Consider the following 21213-nt stretch of genomic DNA (forward strand, 5'->3'; position numbering starts at 1 on the left):
AATGGAATCGACGATGAAAGACCTGTTGCAGATCGACGGCCCGCGCCTGTGGGCGAGCCTCATGGAAATGGCGCGCATTGGCGCGACGGCGGGCGGCGGCGTGCGCCGCCTCGCGCTCACCGAGGAAGACCGGCGCGGCCGCGAACTGTTCGCGCGCTGGTGCCACGAAGCGGGCATGACGACGTGGACCGACGAAGTGGGCAATCTGTTCGCGCGCCGCGAAGGCGACGACGCGCACGCCGCGCCCGTGATGATGGGCAGCCATCTCGACACACAGCCCGAAGGCGGCCGCTTCGACGGCGTGTACGGCGTGCTCGCCGCGCTCGAAGTCGTGCGCGCGCTGAACGACGCCAACGCGCGCACGGCGAAGCCGATCGAAATCTGTTCGTGGACCAACGAAGAGGGCGCGCGCTTCACGCCCGCGATGCTCGGCTCGGCGGTGTTCGCGGGCGCGATGACGCTCGACGACGCGCTCGCGCGCACCGACGCCGACGGCGTGACGCTGGCGCAAGCGCTCGACACGAGCGGCGCGAACGCCATGACCGGCACGCGCGCCGTGCAAGGCGTGCAGGTGGATGCGTACTTCGAGGCGCACATCGAGCAAGGCCCCATTCTGGAGGCGAACCGGAACACCATCGGCGTGGTCACGGGCGGCCAGGCGATCCGCTGGTTCGACGTCAACGTGACGGGCGTGGCCGCGCACGCGGGCACGACGCCCATGCGTTATCGCAAGGACGCGTGGTTCGGCGCGGCGCAGATGTCGCTCGATCTCGAACGCGCGATGGCGCGCTACGCGCCGCTCGGCCTCGTGACGATCGGCCAGGCGCAGATCGCCAATTCGTCGCGCAACACGATCGCCGCGAACCTCACGTTCACCGTCGACTTGCGTCATCCCGACGACGCGCAACTCGACGCGATGGAGCAAGATTTGCGCGCCGTGTGCGCGGCCGCGGCCGCATCGCGCGAACTGAACGCGACGGTCACGCAGGTCTGGAGCAGCCCGGCCACGCCGTTCGATACGCAGTGCGTCGCGCTCGTCGAACAGGCCACGCAGCGCTTTGGCTACCCGCACGAACGCATCGTGAGCGGCGCGGGCCACGACGCCATCCATCTCGCGCGTTATTGCCCCACGGCGATGGTGTTCATCCCTTGCGTGGACGGGCTCTCGCACAACGAAGCCGAGGACGCCTTGCCCGCCGACGTCACCGCGGGCGCGAACGTGCTGCTCAACGCCGTCGCGGCGCGCGCGGGCGCGTACGTCGCGGCGCCCGCGCACGCGTAACCCCGCATTCGAAGGAGAACGAAACATGAAGACGTGGTTCCATCCCGAGCAATTGCTGCATCACCCGCGCAGCTATCTGTCGCGCGGCCAGATGCGCGAACCGCAGGAGGTGCCCGAGCGCGCCGCGCGCCTCGTCAAGGCCGCGCAGTCGCTCGGTTTCGCCGTGAACGCGCCCGCCGACTTCGGCACCGCGCCGCTCGCCGCCGTGCACGACATGAACTATCTGCGCTTTCTCGAGGAGGCGCACGCGCAGTGGAAGCGCATGCCCGACGACTGGGGCGACGAAGTGATGTCGAACGTGTTCGTGCGCGAGCCGAATCCGCTGCGCGGCGTGCTCGCGCAGGCGGCGCGCTATCTCGCGGACGGCAGCTGCCCGGTGGGCGCGAACACGTGGCGCGCGGCCTACTGGTCGGCGCAAAGCGCGCTCGCGGCGGCGGCGTGCGTGAACGCGGGCGAGCGCGAATCGTATGCGCTGAGCCGGCCGCCCGGCCATCACGCGCGGCGCGACGCGGCAGGCGGGTTCTGCTATCTGAACAACGCGGCCATCGCAGCGCAGTCGCTGCGCAGCCGTTTCCCGCGTGTGGCGATTCTCGACACCGACATGCATCACGGCCAGGGCGTGCAGGAAATTTTCTACGGCCGCGACGACGTGCTCTATGTCTCGATCCACGGCGACCCGACCAACTTCTATCCCGTGGTGGCGGGCTACGAGGAAGAGCGCGGCGCGGGCGAGGGCGAAGGCTACAACGTCAACTTGCCGATGCCGCACGGTTCGAGCGAGGCGGTGTTCTTCGACAACGTGGACGCGGCGCTGCGCGTGCTCAGGCGCTTCCAGCCCGACGCGCTCGTGCTCGCGCTCGGCTTCGACATCTACAAGGACGATCCGCAGTCGAAGGTGGCCGTGAGCACCGAAGGCTTCGGGCGGCTGGGCGAAAAGATCGGCGCGCTCGATCTGCCTTCGGTGATCGTGCAGGAAGGCGGTTACCACCTGGACAGTCTCGAAGCGAACGCGCGCGCGTTCTTCAGTGGTTTTGCACGCCCTCGCTCGCAGGCGCGCTGACGTTTGACGCCGATGCCGGGAGCCGCGGTTCGAACCGTCGCTCCCGGCGTTGCGCGCGCAGGTTCAGCGCGAATGCGGCGCGTCGCTCAGGCGTTCGTTGCGGTCGTTGAGCGTGCTGGTGGGGGCGGCGGGCGCGCCGCTGCATACGCCGAAGCGCTCGATCAGCGCGGCCACGCCTTCCACGGGCACGGGGCGCGAGAACAGGAAGCCCTGCGCCTCGATCGGCCCGAGTGCGGAAAGCCACGCGATCTGCTCCTCGGTTTCCGTGCCTTCCACGACCACCGTGAGCCCGAGCGAGCGCGCGAGATTGACGATGGCCGAGACCATCACGCAGACACTGCGGTCGGCGGGAATGGCCTGCACGAACGAGCGGTCGACCTTGAGCGTATCCACGGCGAAGCGGTTCAGATATGAAAGCGAAGAATAGCCGGTGCCAAAGTCGTCGAGCGCGACGCGCACGCCCAGCCGCTTCAACGCGAAGATCTTCTCGGACACGAGTTCCGGGTACTCCATCATCGCCGTTTCGGTGATCTCCAGTTCGAGCCGGTGCGCGGCAATGCCGGTTTCCTCGATCGCGAGCGCGATGGTTTCGTAGAGGTCGCCGCGCCAGAACTGCACCGCTGAAATATTGATCGCGAGCGTGAGGGTTTCGTAGCCTTGTTGCTGCCACTGCGCGAGTTGCGCGCACGCCGTGCGGATCACGAAGTCGCCCACGGGCACGATCAGGCCGGTGGATTCGGCCACGGGAATGAACTCGCCCGCGGGAATCAGACCGTATTGCGGATGATTCCAGCGCACCAGCGCCTCGAAGCCCGTGATGCAGCGGCGGCGCAAATCGATCTTCGGCTGATAGGCGAGAAAGAGCTGGTTCTCGGCCAGCGCCACGCGGAGCTGCTGCTCCCATTTCATCAAATGGTCGGCGCGATGCGCGAGTTGCGGCGAGTAGAAGCGGAAGCAGTTGCGGCCCGCTTCCTTCGCGGCGTACATCGCGAGGTCGGCCTTCTTGAGCAGGTCGATTTCGCTTTCGTGCGCCACGGCGAACAGCGCGATGCCGGTGCTCGCGTGCAGCACGAACGCGCTGCCGCGCACGTCGAACGGATGCGTGAAGGCGGCGTTGGTGGCCTCGGCCAGCGCGATGGCGCGCTTCTCGATGTCGTCGCCTTTCACGATCACCACGAACTCGTCGCCGCCGATGCGCGCGAGCGTGCCCGCGCCGCCCACGGCGTCGGCGAGCCGCGCGGCGCTCATTTGCAGCACGATGTCGCCGGCGTTGTGGCCGAGCGTGTCGTTGACGGTCTTGAAGTTGTCGAGGTCGATGAAGAGAATCGCGAGGCGCCCGAGATTGCCGGGCTGCGAGACTTCGTGGCGCAGCCTTTGCAGCGTGGCGTAACGATTGGGCAGCCCCGTGAGCAGGTCGTACTGCACGAGTTGCGACATCTCGCGCTCGCGCCCGAGCAGCTTGCCGATCAAGCCCGTGGCCACGGCGAAGAACGACAGCATGGCGAGCGAGATGAACGTCGCCATCATCAGGTAGACGTCGCGCGTGTGGTTGTAGTCGGCGAATTCTTCGGCCTGCGAAAGACCGACCAGCACCGCGAGCGGATAGCCGTCGATATGCCGGTACGACACGATGCGCGTGACGTGATCGATCGGGTCGGCGTAGGTGCCCGAAACGTGCTCCGAGATCGGATAGGTGCCGCTCGCCGAGAACGCGCCGTCCACGTGGTCGGCGCTGCCGGTGCGGCGCGCGAGCACGGCGCCCGTGTCCGAGATCACGGCGATCACGCCGTCACGGCCGATGGCCGCGTTGTTGTAGAAGTCGCTCGTGAAATAACTCGGGTCTTCGGAGACCACCACGACGCCCGCGAACGAGCCGTCCGCGTGATTGAGGCGGCGCGTCATCTGCAAGGTCCAGTGACCCGAGACCCGCCCGAGCACCGGCTTGCTGATGTAGAGCTGGTCGTCGTTCTCGTGCTCGTGAACCTTGAAGTGCTCGCGATCCGACAGATCGATGGGCTTCGGTTTCGGGTCGGCGGTATTGGCGATGAGCTTGCCGTGCTCGTCGATCAGCGAGACCTGCACGAGCGAATCGCTCTGTACCACGCCTTTCTCGACCGTGCTCGACAGATTGAAGTTTTCCGGCGACTTTTCGAATTCGTATTTCACGAAGCGCGTGATCTGGTCGACCTGATGGATCGCCTTCACCGTGTGCTGTTCGAGCGCCGCCGAAAGAATGGCCGCCGACGCCGATGCCTCGCGCATGGTCGCTTCTTTCTCGACGGAAAGACGCGTGAAGATCACCGCCCACAACAGGATGAGCACGAGCACGCCGAGCAGGGGGATGGCGAGCAGCGCGCGCGGGCGCGTGTAGGCCGGACCGGTCGTGCCGCGCAGCGCGGTTTCGCGCGAGAAGGGGCCGCGTGGCGGGTTCATCGCGGCAGCCCTGGCGGTGCGGTGACGCGCGATGCGGCCAGCGGCGCGCCGTGCCGCGGTTGCGGCAGCCGGCATGGCAACGGAGCGCTCGGAGGGATCGGCGGCATCGAGTACGGGACGGCTGAGGAAGAGGCGCAACGCGGCGCGGACGAATGACAATCGGGCGCACCCCGCGCCCAATGTTTCGATATTACTGGTTGGGGCATGATTAAGGAAGCAATGCCCTCTCGGGTATACGCGAGCGCGTTCCTCGCAGCCCTTCTGCGACGCCTTTTGCGGGCCGCTGCCCATCTACGGTGCATAGACGCGCGATCTCGCATCGCGCTGATTTGGCGCTCGTGGGCGAACGAGCGTGACATGACTCGCCGCTGTCATGTGCCGCGCACTCCGCACACTTCGGGCACGCGATAAACCGATTCGATGCGTCGGCGTGTCGTCGTGTCGGCAGGTCGATGCCGCGTGCATGCGGCATCGCTATGGGTGACGCGTTACGCGTCGTGCATTAGGCGAGCCGGCAGGTTCCGTCGACGATCGTCACCGCCTCGCCGCCGATCCAGATCTTGCCCGCCGCGTCGTCGTAGGCAACGTGCACGCGGCCGTCGCGGCCGAGCGCGGTGCCCTGGCGCACCGTGTAGCCGGTGCCCGGACGCGCATTCTGCTGCGCGAGCAGCATGGCGATGGCCGCGTTCGCGCTGCCCGTCACCGGGTCCTCGCCTTTGCCGAGGCCTGTCATCAGGCACCGCACCTCGAAGGTCGCGGGGCCGTTCGCGTCGTGCGGCGCATAGGCCGCGAGCCCGTGCGCGCCCACCGTTTCGGCGATCGTCGCGAGCGCGTCGTAGTCGACGTCGAGCGCGAGCACCGCGTGCGCCGAGTCGAGCCGCACGACGAGCCACGGCGCACCGTTGTCGACGCCCGTGGGCGTGGCCGTGAAGTCGATGGCGTCCGAGCGCAGCGCCGCGCGCAACGCGTCGTGGTGCGCGGTGGCGAGGGGCGTCATGCGCGCGGGCGGCGCGGCGAACGACCAGGCGCCCTGGTGCGCCGGCTCGCTCTGCGCGAGTTCGACGAGACCCGCGCCGCATTCCTGCACGAGCCGGCCGGGTGTGCGCGGCGCGCGGCCGCTTTCGAGAAAGGCGTGCGCCGTGCCGAGTGTCGGATGGCCCGCGAACGGCAACTCGCCTTTGGTGGTGAAGATGCGCACGCGATAGTCGGCGCTCGGGTTCGTGGGCGCGAGCAGGAACGCGGTTTCGGAGAGATTGGTCCAGCGCGCGATGGCCTGCATCGCGTCGCCGCTCAAGGCGTCGGCGTCGAACACCACGGCGAGCGGATTGCCCTTGAAGGGCACGGACGTGAATACGTCGACCTGCTTGAAACGGACGCTGGACTGGGTCATGGCGGATCGAAGGAAGGGGGCGCGAAGCGCGGGAGAATGCGCGGGACCGCGCGAATGCGCAATCGAAGGTCGCGCGGACTTTGACGAAATCGACAAGAGCCCGCGCTGTCGTGACCGACTATGAGCGCCGCCGCGCCGCGATGCGCGGCGGTGAAGCGCCAGACAACGTTATTCGACTTCGGCGATCAACTCGATCTCGACGCACGCGCCGAGCGGAATCTGCGCGACGCCGAACGCCGAGCGCGCATGCTTGCCCTTCTCGCCGAACACATCGGCGATCAGTTCCGACGCGCCGTTCGTCACCACGTGCTGTTCCGTGAACGTGAGCGTCGAGTTCACGAGGCTCATGAGTTTGACGATGCGCTTGACCTTGTTGAGGTCGCCCACGTGCGCGTGCAGCGTGGCGAGCAGGTCGATCGCGACGCCGCGCGCCGCGGCCTTGCCGTCTTCGGTCGTGAGCGACTCGCCGAGCTTGCCGGCCCAGACCTTGCCGTCCTTCTTCGCGATGTGGCCCGAGAGGTACACCGTGTTGCCGCTTTGCGCGCTCATCACGTAGGCGGCAGCGGGCGCGCCGGCTTGCGGCAGCTCGATGCCGAGCGCCTTGAGACGGTCGTAGACGTTCGTGTCAGCCATGTCAGTTTTCCTCGTGCGGATGATGGATCAATCGACGAAAGCCGGATCGACCGGCTTCCTGAAGCAACGCGGCGTCACGCGGGTATCGTGACGCCGCCAGCGCGTCTCAGAGGCGCGCGCGAATCAGCGCGGCCAGCTTCGAGACGCCTTCCTCGATCTTCGCGGGCGGCACCGTCACGAACGAGAGGCGCAGCTTGTTGTGCTGCGGCTCTTCCGCGAAGAACGGCGCGCCGGGCACGAAGGCCACGTTCTGCGCAACGGCTTCTTCGAGCAGCTTCATGCTGTCGACGTTCGCGGGCAGCGTCACCCACACGAACATGCCGCCTTCGGGGCGATTCCAGCTCACGCCTTCGGGCATGTTGCGCTTGAGCGAGTCGAGCATCGCGTCGCACTGGTCGCGATAGAGCGCGCGCACCTTCGGGATATGCGTGTCGAGGAAGCCGTTCTTGACGACCTCGTAGACGATGCGCTGCGTGAAGCTCGGCGTGTGCAGGTCGGTGGCCTGCTTGGCCTGCACGAGCTTGAAGTGCAGATCTTCGGGGGCGATGATGTAGCCCACGCGCAGACCCGGCGCCAGCACCTTCGAGAACGAGCCGAGATGCACGATGTGCTCGGGCGCCATGGAGAGCAGCGTGGGCAGCGGCTGGCCCGCGTAGTCGAGCGCGCCGTAGGGATCGTCTTCGATCACCGGGAACGGTGCGCTCTGCGCGAACGCGGCGAGCGCCTTGCGGCGTTCGAGCGGCAGGCGGCGGCCCGTGGGATTCTGGAAGTTCGGGATCGCGTAAAGCAGACGCGCGCCGGCCGTGAGTTCGGGCGTGAGCGCTTCGGGGATCAGGCCGGATTCATCCGTGGGCACTTGCACGTAGCTCGGCTCATAGAGCGAGAACGACTGCAGCGCGCCCAGATAGGTGGGCGTTTCCACGAGAATGGGCTTGCCCGGCGAGACCAGCACCTTGCCGATCAGGTCGAGCGCCTGCTGCGAGCCCGTGGTGATGAGCACCTGCGAGGGGCGGATGGTCACGCCGTTGCCCGAGTGGCGCGCGGCGATCCATTCGCGCAGCGGCATATAGCCTTCCGTCGCGCTGTACTGAAGTGCGCCGATGGCCTCGTCGCGCAGGATGCGGTCGGCGGCGGCGCGCATTTCCTCGACGGGAAAGCTCGCCGGCGCGGGCAGGCCGCCCGCGAACGAAATGACTTCCGGGCGTTCGGTGACCTTCAGGATCTCGCGAATCGCCGAGCTGGTCAGCTTGATGGCGCGCTCGGACAGTTGCCACGCGGGCGCGGCCTTGATATCGCTCTGGTCCATGGGGTCTCCTTGTAGGGTCGGGCGAGTGAATCGAATGCGGGGCGGCGGAGGGTTCGCGCCGACGCGGCCCGCTATAACGGGGCGCGATCGGGGTTGGGCGAAACACGAAAGGGGAATCGAGAAACGCGAAGCGCGTTACGCCTGCCGCCGAAAACCGTCAATTATGACGTGAAACCGTGTCAAGCGCGCACCGGCACGGGCGCCGTGCGGATCGCGGCGCGCCGGCCGATCATCACCGTGGCGATCACGGCGGCCGCGTAGAGCCATGCCGAGGGGGCGACCGCTTCGCCGAAGCAGAGCGCCGAGAACGCCATCGTGAAGAAAATCTGCAGCAGTTGCACCTGGCCAACGCGCGCCGTGCCGCCCATGGCGAGCCCCGCGTACCACGCGAAGAAGCCGAGGAACTGCGAGAACAGCGTGACGTAGCCGAACGCGAGCCAGGTCTTGAGCGCGACCGGGCCTGGATGCGCCACGTGATGCGCCCACGCGAGCCAGCCCACCGGCAGCGCGAGGAACGGCGCCGAGAGCACGAGCGCCCAGCAGATCACCTGCCAGCCGCCCAGTTCGCGGGCGACGCGCGCGCCTTCTGCGTAACCGAGCGCGCCGATGCCGACCGCCACGAGCATCCAGCCGTCGCCCGCGTGCAGGGCGCCGCCGCCGGCGTGCAGCGCGAACGCCACGACCAGCGCGCTGCCAATCAGCGCGCTCGCCCAGAACGCCTTCGACGGCCGCTCGTGCGAGAGCCACGCCGCGTAGATCGCCACGGCGAGCGGCTGCAACCCGTTGACGATGGCGCCATGCGAGGCGGGCACGCTCTTCATCGCCCAGGCGGAAAACACCGGATACGCGACGATCACGCCCAGCGACACCACGGCGAGGCTCTTCACCTGGCGCCACGTGGGGCGCTTTTCACGACGGATCGCGAGCAGCAGCGCGGCCGGCACGGCGGCGGCGAGCGCGCGCCCGAGGCCGTTCAGGAGCGGATTGAATTCGGCGACGACGATGCGCGTCATCGGCAGCGTGAGACTGAAGATCATCACGCCGACGAGACCGAGCAGCATGCCCTGGGTTTCGCGTGCTTTCATGGCGGGAACGGGAAAACGGTGACGGTGAAGTACCGGCGCCGCGCGGCAACGGGGCCGCGGGCGGGGCGGGAATTCGGGCAGGAACACCGCGCAAAAGCGCGCATGACCGAATCCATACCGGTACGCATGCGATCAAATGTACCGGTATGGTCGCTGACAGTAACGGTACAATCGGGCCGATAGTGCTCGGTACAGTTTTTTGCTGCGACCGGTGCCCGTTCAGGACCAGGAGAAGTCATGTCGTCCGTTCCGCTCGACCAGATTCCCGCGCCGCACGACGCGGCCACGCTCACGCTCGTCGATCAGCTCGTGCAGTGGGGCCGCCGCCGGATCGAGGAACGCGTGTTCCGGCCCGGCATGCGCATGCCGTCCATCCGCAAGCTCGCGCTCGACAAAGGCGTGTCGCGCTTCACCGTGGTCGAGGCGTATGAACGGCTGGTCGCGCAGGGCTATCTGGATTCGCGGCGCGGTTCGGGGTTCTACGTGCGCGAACGGCTCGCGATCGTGCCGAGCGGCGAGCGGCCGCTGAACGCGGGCGCGCAGGCCAATGCCGGCACGCCCGCGCCGACCACCATCGACGTGGTCTGGCTGCTGCGCAACATGCTGCACACCTCCACGCGCCCGGAAAAAGGGCCGGGCCTCGGCTATCTGCCGCCGCGCTGGCTCGACGGCGAACTGCTGACGGGCGCGATGCGCTCGCTCGGCCGCCAGAGCGGCACGCAGTGGCTCGGCTTCGGCTCGCCGCAGGGCTTTCTGCCGCTGCGCCAGCAACTGCAAACGCGGCTCGCGGAACTCGAGATCGGCGCGACGCCCGAGCAGATCGTGCTCGTCTCCGGCATCACGCAGGCCATCGACCTGCTCGCGCGGCTTTACGTGCAGCCCGGCGACACGGTGATCGTCGGCGACCCGGCGTGGTTCCAGATGTTCGGGCGCTTCGCCTCGCAGGGCGCGCGGCTCGTGGGCATGCCGTACACGCCCGACGGCCCGGACCTCGACGCGCTCGAGGCGCTGGTCGAGACCTGGCGGCCGAAGATGCTCGTCATCAACTCGGTGCTGCAAAACCCCACCGGCACCTCGCTCACGGCCGCGCAGGCGTTTCGCATCCTGCGGCTCGCCGAGCAATACGATTTCATCGTCGTCGAGGACGACATCTACGGCGACCTGTGCCCGACCGGTTATCCGGCCACGCGCCTCGCGAGCCTCGACCAGCTGCGCCGCGTGATCTATCTGGGCAGCTTTTCGAAGACGCTCGCGCCGAACCTGCGCGTGGGCTATATCGCGTGCGCGGCCGATGTGGCGCAGGCCGTGGCCGACCAGAAGATGCTGGTCGGCATGACGAGTCCCGAGCTGAACGAGCGCGTGCTGTACCGCGTGCTCACGGAAGGGCACTACCGGCGTCACGTGGAGCGGCTGCGCGCGCGGCTCGACACGGTGCGCGACAAGGCCGCGCGCATGCTGGAGCGGGCGGGCTGCCGGCTCTTTCTGGCGCAGGGCGCGGGCATGTTCCTGTGGGTCGACACGGGCGTGGACGCCGACGCGCTCACGGCCGCCGGCCACGAGGCGGGCTTTTTGCTCGCTCCCGGCAGCCTGTTCTCTCCGCACCAGTCGCCGACCACGTGGATGCGCTTCAATATCGCCAATTGCGGCGATCCGGCCTTGCCCGCGCTGCTCGGCGATTATCTGGAGCGCGTCGCGCGCGCGCCGAAATGAAGCGAAACCGGCGAGCCGGCCCTTGAAAAACCGCGGCCCGCTCCCATATGGGCGGGCAATGCGCCGCGAAACCGGTAAAACGGGCAAGACGGCCGATATGTCGATATGCCGGTGCGCGGAAGTCTCCGCGCCTGGCGGCGGGACATCGGCCAACCCGCGCGGCCGCGCAATCAGACTCACCCGCATTGCAACGAAAGAGGACTCCCGAGCATGGCACAAGAAACCATGAGCTTCCAGGCGGAAGTGAAACAGCTTCTGCACCTGATGATCCATTCGCTGTACAGCAACAAGGAAATTTTCCTGCGCGAACTCATCTCGAACGCATCGGACGCGGCCGACAAGCTGCGCTTCGAGGCGATCGAGAACAGCACGCTGTATGAAAACGATCCCAACCTGCGCATTCGCGTGGGTTACGACAAGGCCGCCCGCACGATCACGATCGAGGACAACGGTATTGGCATGAGCCACGACGAAGCCGTGCAGAACCTCGGCACGATCGCGCGCTCGGGCACGAAGGAATTCTTCGGCAAGCTCTCGGGCGACCAGAAGAAGGACGCCGCGCTGATCGGCCAGTTCGGCGTGGGCTTCTACTCGGGCTTCATCGTCGCGGACAAGATCACGGTCGAAAGCCGCCGCGCCGGTCTGCCGGCTGCCGAAGGCGTGCGCTGGGAAAGCGCGGGCGAGGGCGAATTCTCGGTCGACAAGATCGAGCGCGCGCAGCGCGGCACCACGATCACGCTGCACCTGCGCGAAGGCGAAGAGGAACTGCTCTCGTCGTACAAGCTCAAGTCGATCATCCAGAAGTATTCGGATCACGTTGGCCTGCCCATCGAAATGAAGCAGGAAGAATGGGACGCCGAAAAGAGCGAGATGGTGACGAAGGACGACTTCGAGACCATCAACCAGGCGAGCGCGCTGTGGACGCGTTCGAAGAGCGAGATCAGCGACGAGCAGTATCAGCAGTTCTATCAGCACCTCGCGCACGATCACGAGAATCCGCTCGCGTGGACGCATAACCGCGTGGAAGGCCGCAGCGAATACACGCAGCTGCTGTACGTGCCCGCGCATGCGCCGTTCGACATGTGGAACCGCGACCACAAGAGCGGCCTCAAGCTCTACGTGAAGCGCGTGTTCATCATGGACGACGCCGAGCAACTGCTGCCGAACTATTTGCGCTTCGTGAAGGGCGTGGTCGATTCGGCGGATCTGCCGCTCAATGTCTCGCGCGAAATCCTGCAGGAAAGCCGCGACGTGAAGGCGATTCGCGACGGCGTGACCAAGCGCGTGCTCTCGATGCTCGAAGAGCTGGCCGCGGCGCAAACCGACGCCGAGGCGAAGGAAGAGGACAAGGCGAAGTACGCGACATTCTGGACCGAGTTCGGCCAGGTGCTGAAGGAAGGCATCGGCGAAGATCACGCGAACCGCGAACGCGTGGCCAGGCTCGCGCGGTTTGCGTCGACGCACCACGACGCGAACGAGCAGAGCGTGTCGCTCGCCGACTACGTGGCGCGCATGAAGCCCGAACAGTCGAAGATCTACTACGTCACCGCCGACACGTGGCAGGCCGCGACCCACAGCCCGCATCTCGAAGTGTTCCGCAAGAAGGGCGTGGAAGTGCTGCTGCTCACGGACCGCGTGGACGAATGGATGCTGTCGTTCCTCAACGAGTTCGACGGCAAGCCGCTCGCGAGCGTGGCGCGCGGCGACCTCGACCTGGGCGCGCTCAACGACGAGGAAAAGCAGCAGCAGGAGAAGGTGAGCGAAGCACTCAAGCCGCTCGTGGAGAAGATGAAGGACGCGCTCAAGGGCAAGGCCAAGGACGTGCGCCTCACGTTCCGCCTGACCGACTCGCCCTCGTGCCTCGTGGCCGACGAAGGCGACATGAGCGGTTACCTCCAGCGCATGCTGAAGGCCGCGGGCCAGCAGGCGCCGGACATGCAGCCGATCCTCGAAGTGAACCCGGAGCATCCGCTCGTCAAGGCACTGCAAACCGACGGCGCGAACTTCGACGACTGGAGCCATCTGCTGTTCGATCAGGCGCTGCTCGCGGAAGGCGGCACCCTGGAAGATCCGGCGAGCTTCGTGAAGCGCACGAACGCGCTGTTGCTGGCGCGCTCGTAAGCGTTGTTGACGCCGCCATGAAAACGCGCCGCCGGGCAACCGGCGGCGCGTTTTATTTGGCTTTGCGCTCCTTGTTGGATTGCGCGAGCACCGAGGCGGCGAGCGTTTTGGTCTCCGCCGAATACTTGGTGCTGTGCAGGACTTCGCTCGCCTTGTGTTCCATGGCAGCGCCGGTTTGTTTAGTCGTGTGCGCTTGCGCGAGCGCGGAAGCGGCGAGGCTCTTCTTGATGGCCGATGCCTTGGGGTCATGCAAGGTTTCCGCCGCGAGGTGCGCCACCCGTTTCGAAGTCTGCTTTTTGTTTTCCGACATGGAAGTCTCCGTGTGCAAGGAACGGATAGTGTTTCCCGGGAGACGGGGACTTGCCATCGGAGATGTCCGAAGTGCGCGCTCCTTTTATAATTCGCGCCATGTCCCAAACATTCGATGCCGCCGACGCGCACTGGCGCGTCACGCCGTTACCCGTTTGCAGCGCCGACCAGAAAGACTGGCTCACGCGCGGCGGTTCGCTCACGGCGCATTTGCGCGCGCTCGGGCGCGTGGAGGTGCGCGTCACGCGCGAAGCCGTCGATGTGCCGTGGCCCGACGAGGGCGTGGCGCTCGGTCTGGCGCCGCGCGAGCGCGCATGGGTGCGCGAGATCGTGCTGGCCGTGGACGGTGTGCCGTTCGTGGCCGCCCATAGCGCTACGCCGCTTGTCGCGAGCCGCGGCGTCTGGCAGGCCATGCGCCGGTTGCGCACGCGGCCGCTCGCGGAACTGCTCTATAGCGACAGCGGCGTGGCGCGTTCGGCGCTCGTGAGCCGGCGCGTGAGCGCGCGGCACCCGCTGTTTGCGCTGGCCGCGCGCGAAGTGGACGGCCATGCGCCGCATGCGTTCGTCGCGCGCCGCTCGGTGTTCGTGCGCGGCGGCGCGCCCTTGCTCGTGACCGAATGCATGTTGCCCGCGTTGTGGGCGCATCTCGAGCGCGTTGCCGGGCACGCCCGCGATCCGCACGCGCACACGAAGCGCGAGCGCGGCCCGCTCGATCACACGGCATCGCGCGCGCATCGCGCCATGCCCTGACCTGACCTGACCTGACCTCGACGCCGATATCGACATGACGATCAAACGCTGCTTCGATCCCGTGGTCGACGCGCACACGCGCGTGCTCGTGCTCGGCAGTTTGCCGGGCGAGGCGTCGCTCGCGCATCAGCAGTATTACGCGCACAAGCAGAACAAGTTCTGGCATCTCGTGGGCGACGTGATCGGCGTGGATCTGGTCGCGATGGATTACGAGGCGCGCCTGCAATCACTGCGCGCGCATCGCGTCGGCTTGTGGGACGTGGTGGCGCAGGCGCGGCGCGAAGGCAGCCTCGACGGCAATATTCGCGATCATGCGGGCAACGACCTCGTTGCGCTGGTCGAAAGTTTGCCGGCGCTCGAGGCCATCGCGTTCAACGGCGGCACGGCCGCGCGCCTGGGCGCGCGCATTCTCGGCGTGCACGCGAGGCGCTTCACCATGCTGGCGCTGCCGTCCACGAGTCCCGCCTATGCGTCCATGTCATACGCGGCGAAGCGGCTCGCGTGGCACGCGCTGGCACCGTTTGTGGGCGAGGGCGCTTGCGCCGGCGATGCGCATGATCGCGGCGAATCCGCCGAGTCCGCCGATTCCGTTGACGTGAACGACGCCGCGCGCCCGCGCAAACGCCCATCGAGCGCGCGCCATTAGCGCAGCGAGCCGGGTCAGGCGCCGCCAGGCAAACGCGGCCGCGCCACGCGCCAATGCTATGCTCTCGGTCGCCCGAGCGGACTCGAGCCGGACGAACGTCCGATCACGCTCGACCCGAGCCGATTTCAAGCAGCGGCCTCTCGCCGCCGCACCCCACAGCAAGCGAATTTCCCATGACGACTCTGATCAAACGCGCCTCGGCTGAAGCGCGCGCTTTCAACAAGACCAAGGCCGCGCCGAAAGCGGCATCGCGCCGTTCCGCCGCCGCCGCGGACGATCTCGACCACGCGCCCGTGATCGAGTCGCCGCGCAAGCCGCGTTTCGCGCCGGTCACGTTCTCGGAAGAGAGCGGCGTGCGCTACCTGCATTTCGGCACCGAATGGGTGCAAGGTGCGATGCGTCTGTCGAAGCCCAATCACATCGAACTCGAATACGCGCAGCAGATGATGGCCTGGCTGCTGTTCCTCGCCACGCCCGCGCGCATCGTGCAACTCGGTCTGGGCGCGGCGGCGCTCACCAAGTTCGCGCATCGCTTCCTGCGTCCCGCGAAGGTCGAGGCGATCGAGCTGAACCCGGCCGTGGTGGTCGCCGCGCGCACGATGTTCGACCTGCCGTACGACGACGCGCGTCTCACCGTGCGCGAACTCGACGCGTGGGATTTCGTGCAGGACCGCGCCAACCACGGCACGATCGGCGCGTTGCAGATCGATGTCTACGACGCCACCGCGCGCGGCCCCGTGCTCGACAGCGTGGCGTTCTATCGCGCCGTGCGCGCGTGTCTCGCCGAGGCGGGCGTCGCCACCATCAACCTGTTCGGCGATCACCCGAGCTTCGTGCGCAACATGAAGCGCCTGAACGAAGCCTTCGACGGCCGCGTGATCGCGCTGCCCGAAGTTCACGAAGGCAACCGCGTGGCGCTGGCGTTCTCGGGCCCGGCGCTCGACGTGACGTACGCGGCGCTGGAAAAGCGCGCGCGCGTGCTCGAAGCCAAGCTCGGCCTGCCCGCGTCGCAGTGGGTCAAGGCGCTGCGCGCGTCGAGCGGCCAGGACGGCGAGACCTTCACGATCTGATCGGACGCTGCACGGCTGCGGCGACGGCGATTTCGCCGCGACCGCAACGTCAGCCTGACGAGCCGGCCCGCGAGGCCGGCTTTTTTACGCCCGTTTTTTGCGTCGGCATCGATGTCGATGCAACGGGAATACGTCGCGAATCGCGTGGCGCAATGCGCGCGGCGCGCCGCCATCGCGGCTCCTCGCCAGACGATTTTTGCGGCGGCGCACCGGCCGTTGGCCCTTGACAACGCCGCGCAACTTGGGGTCCGCCCTGCTTGACCGTGCCGCGCCGCGTCGATACTCTTTTCAGCGCTTTCGGGGACCTTGCGGGCTATCCGTTTCGCGAGGCCATCGGCCGCATCAAGCGGCGCCCCGCACACAGAGCAAAGCCGCATAACTACACAAGTAAACGAGGAGACGTCATGGCTCACGACGCCGACGCCGGAAAATCGAGCAAGCATTGGCTGTGGCTTTTGCTGCTGCCCTGGATCGCCATGATCTGGGTGCCGTCCTACAACAAAGTCGAGCCCACACTGTGGGACTTTCCGTTTTTCTACTGGTATCAGCTGCTTTGGGTGTTGATCAGCGCCGTGATCACCGCGCTCGTCTATCACAAGACGAAGAGCCGTAACAAGGCCAGCGCAGGAGGCGCACGATGAACATCACCGCAACTTTCGTTTTCGTGCTGTTCTTCATCGGCGTCACGATCATCGGCTTTCTGGCCGCGCACTGGCGCAAGGGCGATCTCGCGCATCTCGACGAGTGGGGCCTGGGCGGCCGCCGCTTCGGCACGATCGTCACGTGGTTTCTGCTCGGCGGCGACCTCTATACGGCCTATACGTTCGTGGCCGTGCCGGCGCTGGTGTTCGGTGCGGGCGCAACGGGTTTCTTCGCGCTGCCGTACACGATCCTGATCTATCCGTTCGCGTTCGTGGTGTTCCCGAAGCTCTGGGCCATCGCCAAGCGCCATCACTACGTGACGTCCGCCGACTTCGTGAGCGCGCGCTACGGCAGCCGCATGCTGGCGCTCGCCATCGCGGTGACGGGCATCGTCGCGACCATGCCCTATATCGCGCTGCAGCTGGTGGGTATCGAAGTGGTGATCGGCGCGCTCGGCTTCGACACCACGGGCTTTGTCGGCGACTTGCCGCTCATCATCGCGTTCGCGATTCTGGCGGCGTACACGTACACCTCGGGCCTGCGCGCGCCGGCCATGATCGCCGTGGTCAAGGACCTGCTGATCTACATCACCATCGCCGTGGCGATCATCGTGATCCCCGCGCAGATGGGCGGTTTCGGCCACATCTTCGCCTCGGTGCCGCCGGCCAAGCTGCTGCTCAAGGCGCCGGACGCCTCGAGCCTGAACGGCTATAGCGCGTACGCGACGCTCGCGGTGGGTTCGGCGCTCGCGCTGTTCCTGTATCCGCATTCGATCACGGCGGTGCTGTCGTCGTCGTCGGGCAACACCATCCGCCGCAACATGGCGATGCTGCCCGCGTACTCGCTCGTGCTCGGCCTGCTCGCGCTGCTCGGTTTCATGGCGCTCGCTTCGGGCGTGAAGGACATGCCGCAATACGCGCCGTACTTCAAGGCCTTCGGCCCGAACTTCGCGGTCCCGGCGCTGTTCCTGCACTTCTTCCCGTCGTGGTTCGTGGGCGTGGCATTCGCGGCCATCGGCATCGGCGCGCTGGTGCCGGCGGCGATCATGTCGATCGCGGCCGCCAACCTGTACACGCGCAACATCCACAAGGAGTTCATCAATCGCGGCATGAATCACGAGCAGGAAACCAATATCGCCAAGCTGGTTTCGCTGATCGTGAAAGTGGGAGCGGTGGCGTTCATCCTGGGCTTGCCGCTCACGTACGCGATCCAGCTGCAATTGCTCGGCGGCATCTGGATCATCCAGACGCTGCCCGCGATCGTGCTCGGTCTCTACACGCGCATGCTCGACTATCGCGGCCTGTTGATCGGCTGGGCCGCCGGTATCGGCGTGGGCACGTGGATGGCGATCTCGCTGAAGCTCAAGGGCTCGATTTTCGTGCTGCATCTGTTCGGTACCGACGTGCCGGGCTACGCCGCCGTATGGGCGCTGGTCGTGAACCTCGTGGTGTCGGTGGTGGTCTCGGCGCTCGTGCACATGTTCGGCATGCAAAAGCCGGAAGACCGCACGCGTCCCGAAGATTATCTGGACGTGGTCGAAGGCTGATCCTTCGCCCGTCCTCCGTCTGACGCGATGACGATGCCCGCAACGAAACGTTGCGGGCATCGCTTTTTGTGGTGCACGATGTTGCGCAGAACCTCCGTTCCGCTCGTGCCATGACCGCTCCCGACTCCGCTCCCGCCACGTCATCCGAACGTCCCAACGGGCCGCCGCGCCGTCGCTCGCGGCTCGCGCGCATCTGGCGCGCGCTCGCTTCGCCGTATTACCGCTATCGCAACGCGAAGCTCATTCACAGCGTGCGCGTGGGGCTCGCCATGCTCGCGTCGATACTCGCGACCACCGGCATCGACATTCCGCACGGGATCTGGTCCTCGGTGACCTTGCTCGTGGTGATCGGCGGCTTGCAGCATCACGGCAACATCCGCAAGAAGGCCGCGGAGCGCGCGCTCGGCACGCTGCTCGGCGCGGTGATCGGGCTCGTGCTGATCGTCGTGCAGGCGGTCACGGACTCGGCGCCGCTCACTTACGTGCTGATGTCGCTGGTGGCGGCCGTGTGCGGTTACTACGCGATCGGCAAGCCGGGCTACGTGGCGCTGCTCACGGCCATCACGATGTGCATCGTCGCGGGCCACGGCGACAATCTCATCGACACGGGCTTGTGGCGCACGCTCAACGTGATGGTGGGGATCGTGATCGCGCTGGCGTTCTCGTTCGCGTTGCCGCTGCACGCGACTTACTCGTGGCGCTACCGTCTCGCCGACAATCTGCGCGACTGTGCGCGGGTCTACGCGCAGATCGCGAGCGGCGTGCACGTCGAGCCCGAGGCGCAGGTGCAGGCCTTCATGCGGCTCAATACGCGGCTCGTGCAGTTACGCGCGCTGATGCCTTCGGTGGCGAAGGAGATCGACGTACCGCAGGCGCGCCTCGAACAGGTGCAGCGGCTGCATCGTTCAATTCTGAGCGCGCTCGAAATGCTTTCGACGGGAACGGGCAGCTACGAGGAAGCGCTGGTGCGCGTGGCGTTCGCGCAGCGCGCCGAGACCGTGCGGCGCGCGTTGCTGGCCACGGCGCGGGCGCTGCGCTTTGGCGGCGCCCGCCATCCCGACGCGGCGGCGAGTGCGCTGCGCCCGGACGCGTGTGCCAACGAAGAGACTGGCGCGGCAGACCATGCGGAAGACCATGCGGAAAAGCGCGCGCTCGCGCCGCAGATGCAGGGGCCGGTCTGGCTGAGCCTGCGGGTGGAGGAGCAGGTCGAGCAACTGCGCGCGCTGCTGCTCGACATCGAACCGCGCTGGAACATCGAACGCGCGGGTTGGCACCGCATGGTGTGACTCGTGGCGTGGCGATTCAGCCCGCCGGTTGCTCCAGCGGCGGCGCCGAGACCATCCACGGCACGCCGAACTTGTCGGTCAGCATGCCGAAGCCCGGCGACCAGAACGTTTTCTGGAACGGCATGGTGACCTGCGCGCCTTGCGAGAGCGCCTGAAAGTAGCGCTCGGCCGTGGCCTGATCGGGCGCCGTGAGCGAGACGCCGAAGCCTTCGAACTTCTTGTTCGGGCTCATGCAGCCGCCGTCCGACACCATGAATTGCGCGTCGCCGACCTGGATCGTCGCGTGCATGATCTTCTCGGCGAGTTCGGGCGCGAGCGGGCGCTGCGGGTCGGGCGGCGCTTCCTTGAAGCGCATCTTGAAGAGCGCCGTCGCGCCGATCGCTTCGCCGTAGAAGGCGATCGCCTCTTCGCAGTCGCCGTCGTAGAACAGATAGGGCTGAATGAGCATGGTGGTTCCTTGCGGACTGAACGCGGCCCGGTGCGCGAGGCGGCCGGGGCCTGAAAGCGCGGCCGGGGACAGGACGAACGGCCGCTGCCCTGATTCTAGGCGTGCGCGCGCGCACCACCGAGCCGTACGTGGCCAGGGTTTGCGAGAGCGCAGATGGGAACGGACGTTGCAGAGGCGCGGCGGGGCGAATCGAGGGGGAAATCCCGCGCGCTCGCCAGGCGCAAAGCGCGCATTTCGTCGATAAAGCGCGCGAGAGGAGCGTGCCCAAATAACAACGCGCTCGCCACCGCTGAGGGTGGGCGAGCGCGTGATCGGGAGGCGCCGGGTATGGCGCAGGCCGGGCGCAGGCCGGGCGCGGGCTGCGCTTACTTCGCGCGCAGTTCCTCGATCATCTTTTCGAGCTTGATCGCGTCGGCGGCAAACGCGCGGATGCCTTCCGCGAGCTTTTCGGTCGCCATGGCGTCGTCGTTGAGCTGGAAGCGGAAGCTCGACTCGTCGACGCTCACGCGTTCGATCGACTCGTTCTTGAACGCTTCCGGCGAGAGCTTGCGCTCGACCTTCTCGCTGCTGTCGTGGAGCTTTTGCAGCAGGTCGGGGCTGATCGTCAGCAGGTCGCAGCCGGCCAGTTCGACGATCTGGCTCGTGTTGCGGAAGCTCGCGCCCATCACCTCGGTCTTGTAGCCGAACTTCTTGTAGTACGCGTAGATCTTGCGCACCGACTGCACGCCCGGATCGTTGGCGCCGCCGTCCTTCGCGTCGTCCCAGTCGGCGCCCTTGGCCTTCTTGTACCAGTCGTAGATGCGGCCGACGAACGGCGAGATCAGCTGCGCGCCCGCTTCGGCGCACGCGGCGGCCTGGGCGAGCGAGAACAGCAGCGTCATGTTGCAGTGGATGCCTTCCTTTTGCAGCGATTCCGCCGCGCGGATGCCCTCCCACGTGGACGCGAGCTTGATGAGCACGCGCTCGCGGCCGATGCCGGCCTGCTTGTAAAGGTCGATGATGTGATGCGCTTTTTCGATCGAACGCTTCGTGTCGAACGAGAGGCGCGCGTCGACTTCGGTCGAGACGCGGCCCGGAATGATCTTGAGGATTTCGGTGCCGAACGCGATCAGCAGGTGGTCGATGATCGACTCGAGCGACTCGCTCTTGTGATCGCGCACGGTTTTTTCGAGCAGCGGGCGGTATTCGGCCTTTTGCACGGCCTTCAGGATCAGCGACGGGTTGGTCGTGGCGTCCTGCGGCTTGTACTGCACGAATTGCTGGAAGTCGCCCGTGTCGGCGACGACGGTGGTGTACTGCTTGAGCTGGTCGAGTGCGGTAGTCATGTCAGGCCTTGTGGGCGCGTGCGCGCCGGTGTCGGTGAGTGTGGAACGGCCGTCGCGCTCAAATCACCGTCCGCCGGGATCTCCCGGAGCGGAGCAGCATGGGTGCGACGGGCGAAACGAAACGCGCGCTGCGAGACCGCCGCGGGCCGGAACGCGCGCTGGGCGGCCGGC

Annotated in this window: 17 protein-coding genes and 1 pseudogene; 10 read left to right on the plus strand and 8 right to left on the minus strand. The window is 66.9% G+C overall.

The window, feature by feature from the left end:
• Positions 1-13 precede the first annotated feature (13 nt).
• Both FAZ98_RS03870 and FAZ98_RS03875 read left to right on the plus strand, forming a co-directional pair.
• Positions 14-1282, plus strand: a complete 1269-nt coding sequence (locus FAZ98_RS03870; RefSeq protein WP_158948951.1) for a Zn-dependent hydrolase — start codon at positions 14-16, stop codon at positions 1280-1282.
• Positions 1283-1307: 25 nt separating this feature from the next.
• Entirely contained in the window at positions 1308-2342 is a 1035-nt protein-coding gene (locus tag FAZ98_RS03875; RefSeq protein WP_158948953.1) for a histone deacetylase family protein, read from the plus strand.
• A gap of 63 nt (positions 2343-2405) precedes the next feature.
• Here FAZ98_RS03875 and FAZ98_RS03880 read toward each other — a convergent pair whose 3' ends face one another.
• The 5 genes from FAZ98_RS03880 to FAZ98_RS03900 form a co-directional block, all read right to left on the minus strand.
• Complete coding sequence (locus tag FAZ98_RS03880; protein ID WP_158948955.1) at positions 2406-4775, minus strand: bifunctional diguanylate cyclase/phosphodiesterase; 2370 nt, start codon at positions 4773-4775, stop codon at positions 2406-2408.
• 502 nt (positions 4776-5277) lie between these two features.
• Positions 5278-6165 carry a PhzF family phenazine biosynthesis protein gene (locus FAZ98_RS03885; protein ID WP_158948957.1) on the minus strand — a complete coding sequence of 296 codons (888 nt, stop codon included), beginning with the start codon at positions 6163-6165 and terminating at the stop codon, positions 5278-5280.
• A 168-nt stretch (positions 6166-6333) separates the two neighbouring features.
• Positions 6334-6798, minus strand: coding sequence for a RidA family protein (locus tag FAZ98_RS03890; protein ID WP_158948959.1), 465 nt, complete (start codon positions 6796-6798; stop codon positions 6334-6336).
• Positions 6799-6904: 106 nt separating this feature from the next.
• A complete protein-coding gene (locus FAZ98_RS03895; RefSeq protein WP_158948961.1) occupies positions 6905-8104 on the minus strand; it encodes an aminotransferase-like domain-containing protein in 1200 nt (399 codons plus the stop codon).
• 179 nt (positions 8105-8283) lie between these two features.
• Positions 8284-9189 carry a DMT family transporter gene (locus tag FAZ98_RS03900; protein WP_158948962.1) on the minus strand — a complete coding sequence of 302 codons (906 nt, stop codon included), beginning with the start codon at positions 9187-9189 and terminating at the stop codon, positions 8284-8286.
• A 237-nt stretch (positions 9190-9426) separates the two neighbouring features.
• Here FAZ98_RS03900 and FAZ98_RS03905 point away from each other — a divergent pair, with 237 nt between their 5' ends.
• Both FAZ98_RS03905 and htpG read left to right on the plus strand, forming a co-directional pair.
• On the plus strand, positions 9427-10899 hold the full coding sequence (locus FAZ98_RS03905) for an aminotransferase-like domain-containing protein (RefSeq protein WP_158948964.1): 1473 nt from the start codon (positions 9427-9429) through the stop codon (positions 10897-10899).
• Between the two features lie 210 nt (positions 10900-11109).
• A complete protein-coding gene (gene htpG / locus FAZ98_RS03910; protein WP_158948966.1) occupies positions 11110-13020 on the plus strand; it encodes a molecular chaperone HtpG in 1911 nt (636 codons plus the stop codon).
• A gap of 52 nt (positions 13021-13072) precedes the next feature.
• Here the strand turns inward: htpG and FAZ98_RS03915 are convergent, their stop codons facing one another.
• Positions 13073-13330, minus strand: coding sequence for a hypothetical protein (locus FAZ98_RS03915; protein ID WP_158948968.1), 258 nt, complete (start codon positions 13328-13330; stop codon positions 13073-13075).
• Between the two features lie 98 nt (positions 13331-13428).
• On the opposite strand from FAZ98_RS03915, the gene FAZ98_RS03920 reads away from it, so the two are divergent.
• The 6 genes and pseudogenes from FAZ98_RS03920 to FAZ98_RS03945 all read left to right on the plus strand — a co-directional run bounded on the left by FAZ98_RS03920 (position 13429) and on the right by FAZ98_RS03945 (position 19269).
• A complete protein-coding gene (locus FAZ98_RS03920; protein WP_158948970.1) occupies positions 13429-14079 on the plus strand; it encodes a chorismate--pyruvate lyase family protein in 651 nt (216 codons plus the stop codon).
• Between the two features lie 34 nt (positions 14080-14113).
• A pseudogene (locus FAZ98_RS03925) lies at positions 14114-14599 on the plus strand (DNA-deoxyinosine glycosylase); the annotation flags it as partial.
• 299 nt (positions 14600-14898) lie between these two features.
• Positions 14899-15795: a class I SAM-dependent methyltransferase gene (locus FAZ98_RS03930; RefSeq protein ID WP_158948974.1), complete on the plus strand. Its 897-nt coding sequence runs from the start codon at positions 14899-14901 to the stop codon at positions 15793-15795.
• Between the two features lie 404 nt (positions 15796-16199).
• On the plus strand, positions 16200-16436 hold the full coding sequence (locus tag FAZ98_RS03935) for a DUF3311 domain-containing protein (protein WP_158948976.1): 237 nt from the start codon (positions 16200-16202) through the stop codon (positions 16434-16436).
• Entirely contained in the window at positions 16433-17983 is a 1551-nt protein-coding gene (gene mctP, locus FAZ98_RS03940; RefSeq protein WP_158948978.1) for a monocarboxylate uptake permease MctP, read from the plus strand. Before FAZ98_RS03935 ends, mctP begins: the two co-directional genes overlap by 4 nt.
• A gap of 110 nt (positions 17984-18093) precedes the next feature.
• A complete protein-coding gene (locus FAZ98_RS03945) occupies positions 18094-19269 on the plus strand; it encodes an FUSC family protein (protein WP_158948980.1) in 1176 nt (391 codons plus the stop codon).
• 16 nt (positions 19270-19285) lie between these two features.
• On the opposite strand, the gene FAZ98_RS03950 is transcribed toward FAZ98_RS03945, so the two are convergent.
• Together FAZ98_RS03950 and tal are read right to left on the minus strand one after the other, a co-directional pair.
• Positions 19286-19717 (minus strand): VOC family protein, encoded by a 432-nt coding sequence (locus FAZ98_RS03950; RefSeq protein WP_158948982.1) that lies wholly within the window; start codon positions 19715-19717, stop codon positions 19286-19288.
• Between the two features lie 365 nt (positions 19718-20082).
• The gene (gene tal / locus FAZ98_RS03955; protein WP_158948984.1) at positions 20083-21042 is read right to left on the minus strand and encodes a transaldolase; all 960 of its coding nucleotides are present in this window, start codon (positions 21040-21042) and stop codon (positions 20083-20085) included.
• Positions 21043-21213: the final 171 nt, after the last annotated feature.

It is taken from the genome of Paraburkholderia acidisoli (genome assembly GCF_009789675.1).
GTDB classification, from domain to species: Bacteria; Pseudomonadota; Gammaproteobacteria; order Burkholderiales; family Burkholderiaceae; genus Paraburkholderia; species Paraburkholderia acidisoli.

Excerpts from the sequence above, each read along its gene's own strand:
- FAZ98_RS03870 (WP_158948951.1), top strand. The coding sequence starts at position 14 with ATGAAAGACCTGTTGCAGATCGACGGCCCGCGCCTGTGGGCGAGCCTC.
- FAZ98_RS03875 (WP_158948953.1), top strand. The coding sequence starts at position 1,308 with ATGAAGACGTGGTTCCATCCCGAGCAATTGCTGCATCACCCGCGCAGC.
- FAZ98_RS03880 (WP_158948955.1), bottom strand. The coding sequence starts at position 4,775 with ATGAACCCGCCACGCGGCCCCTTCTCGCGCGAAACCGCGCTGCGCGGC.
- FAZ98_RS03885 (WP_158948957.1), bottom strand. The coding sequence starts at position 6,165 with ATGACCCAGTCCAGCGTCCGTTTCAAGCAGGTCGACGTATTCACGTCC.
- FAZ98_RS03890 (WP_158948959.1), bottom strand. The coding sequence starts at position 6,798 with ATGGCTGACACGAACGTCTACGACCGTCTCAAGGCGCTCGGCATCGAG.
- FAZ98_RS03895 (WP_158948961.1), bottom strand. The coding sequence starts at position 8,104 with ATGGACCAGAGCGATATCAAGGCCGCGCCCGCGTGGCAACTGTCCGAG.
- FAZ98_RS03900 (WP_158948962.1), bottom strand. The coding sequence starts at position 9,189 with ATGAAAGCACGCGAAACCCAGGGCATGCTGCTCGGTCTCGTCGGCGTG.
- FAZ98_RS03905 (WP_158948964.1), top strand. The coding sequence starts at position 9,427 with ATGTCGTCCGTTCCGCTCGACCAGATTCCCGCGCCGCACGACGCGGCC.
- htpG (WP_158948966.1), top strand. The coding sequence starts at position 11,110 with ATGGCACAAGAAACCATGAGCTTCCAGGCGGAAGTGAAACAGCTTCTG.
- FAZ98_RS03915 (WP_158948968.1), bottom strand. The coding sequence starts at position 13,330 with ATGTCGGAAAACAAAAAGCAGACTTCGAAACGGGTGGCGCACCTCGCG.
- FAZ98_RS03920 (WP_158948970.1), top strand. The coding sequence starts at position 13,429 with ATGTCCCAAACATTCGATGCCGCCGACGCGCACTGGCGCGTCACGCCG.
- FAZ98_RS03930 (WP_158948974.1), top strand. The coding sequence starts at position 14,899 with ATGACGACTCTGATCAAACGCGCCTCGGCTGAAGCGCGCGCTTTCAAC.
- FAZ98_RS03935 (WP_158948976.1), top strand. The coding sequence starts at position 16,200 with ATGGCTCACGACGCCGACGCCGGAAAATCGAGCAAGCATTGGCTGTGG.
- mctP (WP_158948978.1), top strand. The coding sequence starts at position 16,433 with ATGAACATCACCGCAACTTTCGTTTTCGTGCTGTTCTTCATCGGCGTC.
- FAZ98_RS03945 (WP_158948980.1), top strand. The coding sequence starts at position 18,094 with ATGACCGCTCCCGACTCCGCTCCCGCCACGTCATCCGAACGTCCCAAC.
- FAZ98_RS03950 (WP_158948982.1), bottom strand. The coding sequence starts at position 19,717 with ATGCTCATTCAGCCCTATCTGTTCTACGACGGCGACTGCGAAGAGGCG.
- tal (WP_158948984.1), bottom strand. The coding sequence starts at position 21,042 with ATGACTACCGCACTCGACCAGCTCAAGCAGTACACCACCGTCGTCGCC.